At 48.7% G+C, this 13,042-nt stretch carries 13 protein-coding genes; 7 read left to right on the top strand and 6 right to left on the bottom strand.

Features of this window, described 5'->3' with window-relative positions:
• Positions 1 to 12 precede the first annotated feature (12 nt).
• On the top strand, positions 13 to 939 hold the full coding sequence (locus tag QUA02_RS19900; protein WP_333030099.1) for a DUF192 domain-containing protein: 927 nt from the start codon (positions 13 to 15) through the stop codon (positions 937 to 939).
• A 108-nt stretch (positions 940 to 1,047) separates the two neighbouring features.
• Here the strand turns inward: QUA02_RS19900 and hpf are convergent, their stop codons facing one another.
• Entirely contained in the window at positions 1,048 to 1,701 is a 654-nt protein-coding gene (gene hpf / locus QUA02_RS19895) for a ribosome hibernation-promoting factor, HPF/YfiA family (RefSeq protein ID WP_333030098.1), read from the bottom strand.
• A 151-nt stretch (positions 1,702 to 1,852) separates the two neighbouring features.
• Between hpf and lipB the strand changes: the two genes are divergently transcribed.
• Positions 1,853 to 2,530, top strand: coding sequence for a lipoyl(octanoyl) transferase LipB (gene lipB, locus QUA02_RS19890; RefSeq protein WP_333030097.1), 678 nt, complete (start codon positions 1,853 to 1,855; stop codon positions 2,528 to 2,530).
• 45 nt (positions 2,531 to 2,575) lie between these two features.
• Here lipB and QUA02_RS19885 read toward each other — a convergent pair whose 3' ends face one another.
• Positions 2,576 to 2,800, bottom strand: coding sequence for a helix-turn-helix domain-containing protein (locus QUA02_RS19885; RefSeq protein WP_333030096.1), 225 nt, complete (start codon positions 2,798 to 2,800; stop codon positions 2,576 to 2,578).
• Positions 2,801 to 3,021: 221 nt separating this feature from the next.
• Here QUA02_RS19885 and QUA02_RS19880 point away from each other — a divergent pair, with 221 nt between their 5' ends.
• Both QUA02_RS19880 and QUA02_RS19875 read left to right on the top strand, forming a co-directional pair.
• Positions 3,022 to 3,255, top strand: a complete 234-nt coding sequence (locus QUA02_RS19880) for a hypothetical protein (protein WP_333030095.1) — start codon at positions 3,022 to 3,024, stop codon at positions 3,253 to 3,255.
• Positions 3,256 to 3,616: 361 nt separating this feature from the next.
• Positions 3,617 to 3,964: a hypothetical protein gene (locus tag QUA02_RS19875; RefSeq protein ID WP_333030094.1), complete on the top strand. Its 348-nt coding sequence runs from the start codon at positions 3,617 to 3,619 to the stop codon at positions 3,962 to 3,964.
• 150 nt (positions 3,965 to 4,114) lie between these two features.
• Here the strand turns inward: QUA02_RS19875 and QUA02_RS19870 are convergent, their stop codons facing one another.
• Together QUA02_RS19870 and QUA02_RS19865 are read right to left on the bottom strand one after the other, a co-directional pair.
• A complete protein-coding gene (locus QUA02_RS19870; protein WP_333030093.1) occupies positions 4,115 to 4,669 on the bottom strand; it encodes a single-stranded DNA-binding protein in 555 nt (184 codons plus the stop codon).
• A gap of 114 nt (positions 4,670 to 4,783) precedes the next feature.
• Positions 4,784 to 7,327 carry a sugar phosphate nucleotidyltransferase gene (locus tag QUA02_RS19865; protein ID WP_333030092.1) on the bottom strand — a complete coding sequence of 848 codons (2,544 nt, stop codon included), beginning with the start codon at positions 7,325 to 7,327 and terminating at the stop codon, positions 4,784 to 4,786.
• Positions 7,328 to 8,007: 680 nt separating this feature from the next.
• Here QUA02_RS19865 and QUA02_RS19860 point away from each other — a divergent pair.
• Both QUA02_RS19860 and QUA02_RS19855 read left to right on the top strand, forming a co-directional pair.
• Positions 8,008 to 8,205, top strand: a complete 198-nt coding sequence (locus tag QUA02_RS19860; protein WP_333030091.1) for a hypothetical protein — start codon at positions 8,008 to 8,010, stop codon at positions 8,203 to 8,205.
• Between the two features lie 7 nt (positions 8,206 to 8,212).
• Positions 8,213 to 8,953, top strand: a complete 741-nt coding sequence (locus tag QUA02_RS19855) for a class I SAM-dependent methyltransferase (RefSeq protein ID WP_333030090.1) — start codon at positions 8,213 to 8,215, stop codon at positions 8,951 to 8,953.
• Positions 8,954 to 9,239: 286 nt separating this feature from the next.
• On the opposite strand, the gene QUA02_RS19850 is transcribed toward QUA02_RS19855, so the two are convergent.
• The gene (locus QUA02_RS19850) at positions 9,240 to 10,901 is read right to left on the bottom strand and encodes a hypothetical protein (RefSeq protein ID WP_333030089.1); all 1,662 of its coding nucleotides are present in this window, start codon (positions 10,899 to 10,901) and stop codon (positions 9,240 to 9,242) included.
• 486 nt (positions 10,902 to 11,387) lie between these two features.
• Positions 11,388 to 11,867, bottom strand: a complete 480-nt coding sequence (locus QUA02_RS19845; protein WP_333030088.1) for an NUDIX domain-containing protein — start codon at positions 11,865 to 11,867, stop codon at positions 11,388 to 11,390.
• Positions 11,868 to 12,012: 145 nt separating this feature from the next.
• Between QUA02_RS19845 and QUA02_RS19840 the strand changes: the two genes are divergently transcribed.
• Complete coding sequence (locus QUA02_RS19840) at positions 12,013 to 12,714, top strand: esterase/lipase family protein (RefSeq protein WP_333030087.1); 702 nt, start codon at positions 12,013 to 12,015, stop codon at positions 12,712 to 12,714.
• Positions 12,715 to 13,042 lie beyond the last annotated feature (328 nt).

Raw genomic sequence — 13,042 nt, 5'->3', positions numbered from 1 at the left:
ATTAAACGCAAAATGGTTAACATCGACGGTACTTTCGGCTTCGATTTTCTCCTGGGAACTCTCAGCAACGATACGATTAGAGGATTTGCGGGTAATGATACTGTTCAAGGTTTGGGGGGGAACGATCGAATTTTTGGCGATCGGGAAAATGACTTGCTAGCAGGAAATGAAGGCGCTGATACGCTGTCTGGCGGTCAGGGAAGCGATACAATCTATGGAGGACAAGAGTCGGATTGGATGTTTGGCGATCGGGGTAACGATTTGCTAACAGGCGGCGAAGGCGGGGATATCTTGACAGGAGGCGCGGGCGATGATTTATTTGTGATTGAAAGAACCGCCGCCGCATCTATTACTGAAGCCGATACAATCACAGATTTTGGCAACGGCAATGATAAAATTGTGTTGACAGAAGGCCTGAAGTTTAGCGATTTGGAGCTTTCTGTTTCAGACAACCAAACTGTTATGAAAGATAAAAACTCTGGTAATTATTTAGGAGTTGTTTCGGGAAACTATAATCTGACTGAATCAAACTTTATCTCGCTGTTTGGCGGAATAGATAGGGGTCAGCTTTTGCCAATTTCGGTTAACACGATCGTAGCCGATCGCGCGATCGGACTGGAAGTGGCGAAAACTCCCCAAGAACAAGCCACAGGTTTAATGTTTCGCACAGCATTACCGGACGACAGGGGAATGTTTTTCCCGATCGAACCCGCGCGAAACGTGCGTTTTTGGATGAAAAACGTGTTTATTGAGCTCGATATGGTTTTTCTGCGGGAAGGCGTAGTGCAGGCGATAATTCCTAACGTACCGCCGTGTTTGGGCGAAACCTGCCCCAACTACGGCCCGGATGTTCCCGTTGACGGAGTTATTGAACTCAAAGGCGGAAGGGCGGCCCAATTGGGACTCAAAGTGGGCGATCGAATTCCGAATTTAACCTAAAAAACAAACAAAGCAACAAAGTCCTTACTACGAACGGTTTGTAGTAAGGACTTCAGTCCTGAATTGCTAACGGCTTGCAGCTATTAACAATTAGCAGTCAGCAATTATCTAGCTTTTCCCAACACTAGATTTTTCAGGTACAGCGCTTTCGGCAGTTTTGCCATTTTTGCTATTACCGTGGCCGTTGCTGTTGCGGGGTTGGATAACTCCATAGCCGCCGTGAGTTTTGCGTTCGTAGAGCACGTTAATTTCGCCTGTTTCCGCATTGCGGAACATATAAAAATCGTGATCGATAACCTGCAATTGTTCCAAAGCTTCTTGCACAGTCATCGCAGGCATGGCAAAATACTTAGTCCTCACCACCTCGCCAGGAAGTTCGGGAGTGCGATCGCCAATCAGATCCGCTACTACAGGATGTTCATCAACCGCCGTAACCGTTTTGGCATTACTCTGGGTTTTGTTGTCGTGGCGTTTTTCCTTAAATTTCCGCAGTTGACGAGCTATCTTGTCGGCAACCAAATCGATGCTGGCATAAAGGCTTTCCGTGCTTTCCTCAGCCCGAATCACGCTGCCATTAGCATAGATAGTCACCTCAGCAGTCTGCTTAGGATTGATCCTGGGGTTACGAGCCACCGACAAATGGATGTCCACTTCAGTAGTCAAAGATTGAAAATGGCTGACAGCCTTTTCAATCTTTTGGTTGACGTACTCGCGAATTGCATCGGTGATTTCTATATTTTTACCCTGGATAACAAGCTTCATAGAGCTCCCTCCCTTCTGTAACGTGGGTATAGTTCATACAATAGCACTATGTATTCTACAAAACACTCTTCTTTAAAATCTTTTTCGATCTGTTGACAATTCTTGATTTAAACTGCGCCAATATTCAGTAATAATACTCTTGATTTTTTCCATGATTTCCCCTTCTTTTCCTCAACATCTAAATTCTCCATCCTGCTTGCTCCTCGACTGGGGACAAGTGTCCTACTCAACAGCTTGGGAGGCTCAGCAAAAACTGGTGCAACAGCGCCGGGACAATCCTGATTTGCCAGATGTCCTGATTTTGCTGGAACATCCGCCGGTTTACACTTTGGGACTGGGGGCAAAGTTGGAATTTCTGAAATTTGACAGCGAAACTCAGCCGGAATTGCACCGAGTTGAGCGGGGCGGCGAGGTGACTTACCACTGTCCGGGTCAGTTGGTGGGGTATCCGATTTTAAATTTGCGCCGCCACCAGCCTGATTTGCACTGGTATTTGCGGCAGTTGGAGGAAGTGCTGCTGGGCGTGCTGGAAGTTTGCGGGCTGAAGGGTTCGCGGGTTCCCGGTATGACTGGGGTTTGGGTGGATGGGTGCAAAGTAGGCGCGATCGGCATTAAAGTCAGCCGCTGGATTACGATGCACGGTTTTGCTTTAAATGTTTGTCCGAATCTTGAAGGTTTTGGGCAAATTGTACCTTGCGGGATTCCAGATAAACCTGTTGGCAGTTTAGAGCAGTTTATTCCGGGAATTGAGGTCGATCGAGTTAGGGCGATCGTTGTCGCTGAGTTTGCTCGCGTTTTTGGAGTGGAAATTGTGCGATCGAATGTGTAGGGTGCGTCGCTGTCAACCTTACTACTAACGATCGCAGTCGGTTTTTTAAGTGCGATCGGAATTTTCCTCCTCATACACCATTAAATCTCCCGGTTGGCAGTTTAGTGCTTTGCACAAAGCATCAAGAGTTGTTTCATCAATTCTTGTCAGCCGGCGGCGGGTTTTGAGTCTAGAAAAGGAAGTTGGGTGCATTCCCACCAAAGCAGCCAACTCTTTATTGCTGATATTTCGCTCGGCCATTACAACTGCCAATTTCCAACGGATGACCACTGTTGATGCTCAATTAATAGCCTGGACTTTGCAAGCTGATGTTACCATCCCGCAACCTTCACTATCCTTTAATTAACCGCTACGGTAAATTATTTGAGCTTGGCAGTTGACTAAATTGGGAAAATGACCTATACTCAGAATGTCCAAACGGAAAAGCGATCGCCCCTGGGCCTGGAAAACTTAAGGGCGATCGCTATCCGACTATTTTGTAGTTAAAACTTATGATATCACAGCCAAAGTCAGTTCCCGAACTCCTGCGCGAAGAAATTCCCGACGCACCCACCGGCAAACAACCGATCCGATTGTTGATTTGCGGGATTCCCAAAGGAGTAGAAAGCCTCATCAATCTGCTGCACGTTTTGGGTTTTGCTGAAGTTGGGGAATGGAGTCCGCCTTTACCGTCCCCTCTAGCAGGTGAAGTAATGCGGATTTTAACCCGTTACTGGAAAGAATAATCTTTAAGGGCGATCGCCCTTTATTGAGCAAAGTGCGATCGCTCTTAAATGATCAAAAACATCAGGCTTAATTTTCCACCCAATCAATTAAAAACTCCAGACTAAGGATGCCTAAATATCGAATCGAATTAACGCGGCGGTGTTTGCGAGACTTGGGGGTATTATAGAGATAATTTTAACGGTCTGTACTTACTGACTCAAGAATTGAGAGACTTGGTGGTACAATGCGCGATCGCGGGCTTCTCTAACCTTAGAGATAAGCAAGACCGATGCAGAAATACGTCCTAAGAGTTTTGCGATCGCCCCTAGCGTCAGGTATGATTCTTGTTGATTATTGCGCTCCGCTCAAGAGAAAAAATTTATGTCAGATATGTCCGGTCAAGACCCCTCGGAAATTAAAATGGCGACGGTTGATGAAGAACAAAAAGGCGCAACGTTTAGCGGTACGGTCATCCTTGCTATCGATGTCGAGGGTGCTGGGGAAGTCCTTTTCTTCAGAGACTTTTTGATTGAAGATTATAAAGGCGAACTTACCGCTTATCTGGCAACAGATGGCAATATAACGAAAAGCATTGATTTAGGCGAACTTAAGCATAAGAGCAGCAGCTTTAAGCTGCCAATTCCGCTGGGGACGGATACATCACCCTACAATACAGTCGTGCTGCGCGACGAAAAAAGCAAGAAAAAAGTTGTGACGATCGAGCTGTAAAATTTGCAATTTAGCTCGTAGTTGGGCCAAATTCGTTAGCGCAGCCCTCGAAGAGGATCGCCCTTTTTTTCCTGAAGTGCGATCGCTCTTAAATTAAGGTGCGTCACTTTCGATAGAACAGTTTAGTTGTAAAGTGATGCACCCTAATTTTTAAAATGGAATCGGATCGTAATCGGGATTTTCCGGTTCGTTAGAGGAACCCGACGGGCGATCGGACTCAGAAGAAGACTGATGCGAGTTCCAATCCGAACTAGACGTGCGGTTAGCGCTGCCTGGAGCGCTGTTAGGACTGCGGCCTCGGGAGTTCATGGGAACCACGTTGCTCGGCACGTTAGCCGGCGCGCTGTCGCGAATTTGAGCCTGTTCCGGGGCGGTTCTAGTTGCCGGAGGTGCACTCATTGCATCGGCGCCGACACTGTAAATCCTTTGAGCTGTCAGTTCAGCGCGCTTTTCTTTAATACCATCTCTTTCGATCGTATTCATACCCAGCCGGCCTTCAATAATCACGCGATCGCCCTCGTGATATTTTTCGTGAATTTCTTGAGCCAAATTGCCCCATCCTATCACCTTCAAATGTTCTGGCGGATCTTCAGGTTTTGGGCCTGGAAACTGCACCAGCATCTCAGCGATCTGAAGTTGATTCTCAGAAGTATAACGGAGTTGCGGTTGTTGAATTATTTCCGCCATCAAAATGCAGCTATTCATCTGTTATCTGTGCGTAATTGGGAATTGGGAATTGGGCATCGGGCATCGGGCATCGGGCATCGGGAATAGGTAACTAATGACAACAGTTAACAGTTAACAGTTACCAATTAACAATTACCCATTCCCAAATTTATCTTGGCGAACCGCCGCCTCGGCTTGGGTGACAAAATCGTGAACGAGGGCGCGGTACTCCTTCAAAGTTTCAGATACCCAATCTCGATCCTCGCTGTTGGCGAAGATATGAACGGTCGGTTCGCTAGCATCGGGCAAAACTAATACCCAATTGTCGTCGCTGTAGTTAAAAATCTTCACTCCATCTACTAATTCTAAACGATCGGGCGAATGAGTTTCTACTAAATGTCGCATCAGCGAACCTTTGACCGTCCAAGGACAGCGGACGCTGTAACTGCGGTGGGTGACGCGGGGAAGTTCGGCCTTGATCTGTCCGAGCGATCGCTCCTGAATCGTCATCATTTCTATCACTTTAGCAATGCAGAACATTCCATCAAATCCCGGATGCAACTGCGGGAAAATAAAACCCATGTTGCTGCTACCGCCCAAAACCACATTCGGGTTCCTGTGAGCGGCTTCCATCAAAGCAGTTGGGTTCGCCTTAGTGCGGATTACCTTGCTTTGATAGCGGCGGGCGATCGCCTCCACCGCAGAAGACGCATTCACCGGTACTACCACTGTACCTCTGGGATGAGAAGTCAGCATCAAATTTACCATCAGCGCCGTCAGCATTTCCCCGCGAATCGCTATTCCCGATTCGTCTACCAAAATTAGCTGTTCGCCGTTGGCTGACACCTGTACGCCAAAATTAGCGCTGAGTGCTTTGACCACCCGACCGAGTTGGTCGAGCAAATATTCCCGTTCGCCGTTGCTCAGAGAAGTCTGCTTGAGACTGGCATTGAGCACCACCGCATCGCAGCCGAACTTAGCCAGTATTTGCGGTAGAAATGCTCCAGAAACCCCGTAAACGTAATCGATTACCACCTTAGAATTGCTGTAGCGTATTGCTTCAACATTCATCTGCCGCTCAAAGGTGCGACTGTAAACTTCGAGAGCTTGGTTAAAGTACGACATCTCTCCAATTTCGGGAATTAGAGCTCGCCGCAAATCTTCCTTAAAATAAGCCCCCTCGATTTTTTTCTCCGCCGCTTTAGTAATATTGATGCCTTTGATATCGAAGAATTCAATTAAAATGTGGTCAGAGCGATCGGGCGAAATGCGAACGTGAATGCCGCCAGCAATCGACAGTGTAGACAAAACCGTGCGCGCGATCGGAATTGCCGTCGATTCCAAATTGATCACATTAATTCCCACCGACATCAAACCCGCAATCAAAGACCTCGAAACCATCCGCGAAATGCTCCGCTGGTCGCGAGAAACCGATACCGAAGTCCCGGGTTTCAAAGTCGAGCCGTAAGCCGCGCCCAATTTCACCGCAAATTCCGGGGTAACATCCACATTTGCCAGTCCTTGAACGCCGCGCTGACCGAACAAATTCCGCTTAGCTTGTTCTCCCCAAATTAAATTTTGATTTAACAGAGCGCCGGATTCAATATTTTTGCTCGGCCAAACGCGCACGCTCGGCCCCACTTGCGCTTCTTCTCCCACGACGGACATCGAACCGACCACAGCACCTTCCAATACATGAGCGCGCCTGTCTACGCGGGTGCTGCGGCAAATCACGCAGGCTCTGAGGTGAGCGTCTTCGCCGATAATGGCGCCGTTCCAGACGATGGGACGTTTGAGGTTGGCGTCGGCCCCGACTGTCACGTTATCTCCGAGAACCGTACCGGCATCGATTTTAACTCGGGCTCCAATCCGGCAATTGTTGCCGATCATGGCCGGTACTTCGACGATCGCGCTATCGTCAATAAAAGTATTCTGACCTACCCAAAGTCCCGATCGAACTTCGTTGTAGTAGGTCAAATCCAGTTTGACCTTTCCCCGCAGCGCGTCGTACTGAGCTTCCCGGTAAACATCGAGCTGACCGACATCGCACCAGTAACCCTCGGCGATGTAACCGTACATCGGCTCGTTTTTTTCCAGCAGCAGCGGAAACAAGTCATTCGAGAAGTCGCACTCCTGATTTGCCGGCAGGTAATCCAAGACTTCGGGTTCTAAAATGTAGGTGCCGGTATTGACCGTATCGGAGAAAATTTCGCTGCTAGAAGGCTTTTCCAGAAAGCGGCTGATGCGGTAATTTTCGTCGGCAATCACCACCCCGAATTCCATCGGGTTGGGAACGCGAGTTAAAATTAACGTGGCTTTGGATTGCTTGCTGCGGTGAAATTCGATCGCTTCCGTCAAGTCGAAGTCTGTGATGCTGTCGCCGCTGATGACCAGAAAAGTTCGATCGAGCAGTTCAGCAATATTTTTGACGCAACCAGCCGTACCCAGCGGTTGGTCTTCCTCCACAGCGTAAGTCATTTGAACGCCAAAGTCTGCCCCGTCAGTAAAATATTCGCGCATGACATCGGGAAGGTAGTGCAGGGTAGCAATAATTTCCGTAATCTGATGCCTTTTTAGCAAATTGATAATGTGTTCTGCGATCGGGCGATTTAAAATTGGCACCATAGGTTTAGGCAAATCGCACGTCAGGGGTCTGAGCCTCGTTCCCGACCCACCAGCCATTAGCACTGCACGCATAACATCCTCCTTGCTTAGAAACCTCTCTACCGTTATTGTCCGCTAGAAAAAGTTTGCCTGCTGTAACTTGTGGGGCACTAACTATCAGTGTTAATTATCTTTGAGTAGTTGCACGTCTGTGAAATCCAAGGGAAGCGAGGCCGTCCCGCAACAGCAACCGATTTCAACCGAATTATGACTTGCCGTGTCGGAGCAATTCCCCGGTCGAACTCGGTTTTGTAGAAAATGTTGCGTAAGTCCTCAGAATCATTTGAGATTTTAGATTTGAGATTTGAGAATTGGGAATCACTGATGACATAAGGGTTTGGAGCACGGGCCTAAAGTTGCATTTTTTTTATTGCTATCAGAATCATCGACTTTTGCCAGAAGTCCCTTCTTCCGCGATCCCTAAAAGCTATTTCCTGGCTGTTATAGCAACCGCGACCGACGGTCAGGACGTTCTTAATTGCTGAAACCCTTGCTGAATATTGCTTCTTCCTTCTTTCTTCTTCCGACTTCCATTTCTCTTCTTCCTTCTGTTATATTTTTTAGTCTGCGGCCGGGGGGATTTTGAAGTCTCTTTCTGACGGTGGAATCGCTACGGGTAGCGGTGCGCCTTGGTGTCTGATAAATGATAGATTAAGGGGTAGCGCTTTGACTAGCTGACCCAAAATCCTATCCATTGCTTAGGGGTTTTTTAAATGAGTACGTTAATTAGCTTGGCATTGCTGATCGCTTACGGCGGCGGTATTTGGAAATTTTGGAATGGTTTCGATCGCACTAACTTCGACAGAAGTTTTGCAAATCGCCTGAAGCTGTCGCTGCTCTGGCCCGCGTTAATTTTTAATAAGCCTTACCGCCAAAACTTTACAAAAGCTCTCAAAGCTTCTAAAAGGTAATTCAAGAATGTCTAAAAAGTCCGAACGCCTAGCTGCTTCTAGTCCAGAGCAAACTTGGTTTGCTCTGGACAAATCAGATACCTGGCCACTTTTACTTTCCCCAGTTGCTGCTCGGTTCGATCGCGAATACCGAGGAGAAGCTTTCGCCTTACCCGAAGAAGTCGAAGCAATGCCAATTTTCCTCGAATCAGTCGCAGGAACACTCCAAGCAAAAACAGTTTCTCCCTTCTGGAAAATTGCCAAACCTCAAAAAAATCAGCGCTGTTTAGACATTGGCTGCGGAGTCAGCTTTCTCATCTACCCTTGGCGGGAGTGGGAAGCATTTTTTTACGGTCAAGAAATCAGCAGCGCCGCCAGAGATGCCTTAAACGCTCGCGGCCCTCAACTCAATTCCAAGCTATTTAAAGGCGTAGAATTGGCCCCCGCTCACCGCTTAAATTACGAAGAGGATCAATTCGACTTGTGCATCGCCACAGGCTTTAGCTGCTATTTTCCCATAGATTATTGGGCGATTGTCATGGCAGAAGTAAAGCGGGTATTAAAACCGGGCGGTCATTTTGTTTTTGATGTCCTCAACCCCAATGCTCCTCTAGCAGAAGATTGGGCAATTTTGGAAACTTATCGAGCCGGTGAAGTTTTTTTAGAAGAAATTGAAGATTGGGAAAAACTGATTAAAACTGCGGGCGCTAAGGTAGTAAAAAAGCAAAGCGGCGACTTATTCCAAATGTATAAAGTTCAATACAATTGAAATCAATCTCGCTTGTCGGCGGACGCAGACTTCGTTTGTGTAGGATCGGTTTCAACCGCCGATTCTCAGGATTTCAAATGTATAAAATTCAATACAATTGAAATCAATCTCGCTTGTTAAGAAAGTAGGGTGCGTCAGCAAGTAGAAATTAGTTTGAGAAGCCAAAAATATCGAAGCTGACGCACCCTACTAACTACTAACTCACAATAGTGAAGCAAGCAGATTGGATATTACCAATTACCGATTACCAATTACCCATTACCAATTACCCATTACCCATTAACAATTAATTTTCGGTAGCAGGAGAAGGCGACACTTCCGGGGTCGGAGAAGGCGCAGCTTCTGGCGAGGGCGACACTTCCGGGGTCGGAGAAGGCGCTGCTTCTGGCGGCGGCGACACTTCCGGGGCCGGAGAAGGCGCAGCTTCTGGCGAGGGCGACACTTCCGGGGCCGGAGAAGGCGCAGCTTCTGGCGGCGGCGACACTTCGGCTGCTGGCTTCGGTTGAGGCGAGGGCGACGGTTTGGGGGCTGCCTTTTGTGCGGGCGGCGGCGACGGTTGGGTTCCTGGCTGCGGTTTGTTTGAGGCGGCCGGCGGCTTCTCAAACTGCGGTTTCACTTCAGCAGGCGCTGGGGAGGGCGGCTGGGCTGTTGGTCTTGGCACTGTCGGGGCTACCGCTGGCGGCTGCTGGCCTGTTGGTCTGGACCTGGTTGGGGCCGTGGGTGAGGTGGCGGGAATGCCGCTGCAAACTTTTTCGTCGTATTTAAACGCGACAGCCACCTGGTAAAGCTTGTGCGTGCTGGCTGGTGGAAATATTAGAGAAGTGTCAATAATCGCAGTTTTAGCCGCATTGTCGAGAATACCGTAACCCGTCGGGACGATCGGCTGAGGCTCGGCCCTGAGCAAGCCTTGAGGGTTGACAACTGCTCCGAAAACTGCTGTTCCTTCGAGTTTTTGCGAGCAAGCTGCTGCGGGATAAGCGACATTCACAGGAGTCGGCGCCGTCATTTCCAAGTCGGGATAAGCTTTTTTGAATCTGTCAAACAAAGCAACATAGGTATTTGCAGCCGCAAGCTGTGTCTCTCTGTCGGTGGGTAAGTTTGAACTTGGTTGTCCGGGCTGTTGTAGCTGTTGCTGTCCCTCTTCAAATTGTTGCCTCTTGTTTCTTTCTTCGGGAGTTTCTGCGATGAGATTCCTTTTATTCGGATCTTTTTGAGTCAATTTTGGTCCTCCATCTCCCGAATTTCTGGGACCAATTGGGAATTCCGGGGTAAAGACTGGAGCTCCGTCTGGAAATAGCGGGAGTCCGCCTCTACTGGCTATGGTTCTTTTGAGCGTTTCTGCCTCATCTTCCAAGGGCCCGCCGGGAAGCTGGGGTTCTCCTGTGACTGATGGTGGCGGCGGCGGGATATTGCGATCGAAATTACCGGGCAATGGCGGGAAAATCTGAATACCGGGAGGGACTTGCGGGATGAGAGTTGGTGTTGTCAGGGAGGGGGTTCTGACAGTTGGGGATGGAGTTTTGGGAGGGGGCGGGGCTGTTGGGGCCGTGAAGGGCGGGAGAGGGGAAGAAGGGAGAGGGGAAAAGAATCCAGGCGGGGGCATTCCCGGCGGCAGGGCGGGCAAGTTGATGGTTGGAGGTGCGGGGGGCAAGGGCGCGGCTAACTTGGGCGAGGGCCCAAGGGGAACAGGTGCGATCGAAAACGGCGTATTGGACGGCCGCGGGGGTATGGTTTGCGGCAGGCGGCTGACTTCGGCAGCAGTTAGTTCTACGAAGCCGACGGAACCGGGCAGATTTTTTGATGAATTTCCACCGTACAGGATGTTTGAGAGCGTCGGGGCGCTTACTCCGAGAGCTCCGTGAAGGGTGATAGAAGCTAGGGCGGCCCACCAAAAAGGCTGGCGCAGCGGTTCGGAAAGGGCGTTGGCTAGGGAGGAAGAGTCAGTCATGACCGTGGGGAATTGGGAATGGGGAATTGGTAATGGGGAATTGGTAATTGGAAGTTAATAGTTATTAATTGATATTTTTTTATTTTGAACGATTTAAAAAGTGGCTGTTGTGGAATTCAAAGGTATAATTTTAGCACGGTCGGTATCGAAATTGCCCGATCGCCAGTGCCTTCTCACAAACCTGCCGCTGCAATACCGTCCTTTCCTGGCTGGCAAACTGAATTAATTTATTAAACACGGATTATCGGTGCGATCGACCCCGGTTTCCAATTCGGTTACAAAACCGGATTCATCTGTGGAAGTAATTATTCAATAGATATCTTGCTCTCGTCAAATTCACCCCCCTTAGTCCCCCCTTATTAAGGGGGGAAACAAGAATAATCTTGCCCCCTCCCCTTACTAAGGGGAGGGTTGGGGTGGGGTGCATTGTATTTTTGCAAGAGTTCTAATCCCAAATCCCAAATCCCAAATCCCAAATCGATGGATTCACCAGCGATAGCGGTAAGTTTTAAAAGGAGCTCCCTCAATGGTGAGCAAGTCGATCGGATAAATAGGAGCGCCGCTTGCCATATATTGAAACATTTCCCGAACTTCTTCTCCCCGCAACGACAACTGGTCTAATTCCTTGAGAGAATACCAGCCAGCGCACAAAGTATGCTCGTCCGGCTTGCTCTTGGGAGGCGTCTTATCTTGTGGACGAGCCACAAAAATGACTCGGAGGCGTACATTGCCTCTAGGCATCACTGTGTGCTCTACCCTGAGAATTCCCTCAACGATGACGGAAATGCCCGCTTCCTCGATGGTATTGCGCATAGCAGCTTCGAGCAAAGTCTCCCCTTTTTCCACTCGCCCTGCTGGGAGATACCACTGCTGCTCGTACTTGCGCTCTTGTACCAGTAGAAAACGGTCTTCTAAGTGAACGACAACTAGGGTAAAATACCATGTTTGAATCGGCTCGCGAGCCATAGAAGTAGATATTCCCTAAGCAAAAGGTTTAACGAGCGGCAGATGTTAGCAATCCGAAGGATGCTTCGGCAAGCGTCTTTGAACTTGAAAAACAGATCGTAGCACCCCGGCCGCAAAATCTAAAATCTAAAATCTAAAATTGACAATGCCATTACCAACCGTGATTTTACCAGGATATTTTGCTGCTGCTTCCGACTATGGGGAATTAGAAAAATCTCTGGTCGATCGGGGTTTCCCAACTGTAACAGTACCTCTGAGCAAGCGAGATTGGTTGCCGACTTTTGGCGGGCGATCGATGGTGCCTATTTTGCGGCAGCTCGATCGTACGGTCAAACAAATGTTACAGCAATACGGCGTCTCCCAGATCAACCTAGTCGGTCATTCCGCCGGCGGCTGGATTTCTCGCATCTATTTAGGCGAAAAGCCATACACAATTCACGGCGACGTGCTTGAGGATGTCGGTTTGTGGAACGCTCACCCTTGCGTCCGCACTCTCATCACTTTAGGCACGCCGCACGTCTCTGTTGAGCGCTGGACGCGCAAAAACCTAGATTTTGTCAAAATTCACTATCCGGGGGCTTTTCACCCGCAGGTGCGCTACGTGTGCGCTGCTGGGAAGGCTGTTTTTGGCAAGCGCGGTTTTGGGACTTGGCTGGCTTACAAAAGTTACGAGTTGACTGTGGGGAAGGGTGAAACTTGGGGCGATGGAATTACGCCGGTGGAAGCTGCTCTTTTGGACGGGGCCGAAAATTTGGTGTTGGAGGGGGTTTGGCATTCACCTCGTTCTCCGGGCAAGTGGTACGGTTCGCCGGATGTTTTGCCGGCTTGGATTGAGTATTTGGATTGAGTTTAATCTTAAGTTAGCTGTTATTTTCTCTATTAATTTAGGACATTTTTTTATAACCGCAGAGGGCGCAGAGGACACAGAGAGAGAGAAGAGAGGACGATCGCATCTCCTGAAAGGAACGCTATATTTATGTTAAAACTTAATTTTCGATCGCGAAGTGGAACTATTATGATGACGCGCCCAAAGTTACTGAATCTTCCTTAGACATCAGTCATGAGTCATTAGTCATTAGTCGTTATATCGTTTCCGATGGGAGCGTGTCACTTTTGCGATGAGTATAAATACTCAGAAATACTAGGGCAGAGGTTTTGAGCTATTGTTGGGCAAA

This window comes from Microcoleus pseudofavosus SVA1_A4, from assembly GCF_036700565.1.
GTDB lineage: Bacteria > Cyanobacteriota > Cyanobacteriia > Cyanobacteriales > Microcoleaceae > Microcoleus.
Note: the sequence above shows the minus strand (reverse complement) of the source record. Positions and strands in the feature narration are given on the sequence as shown.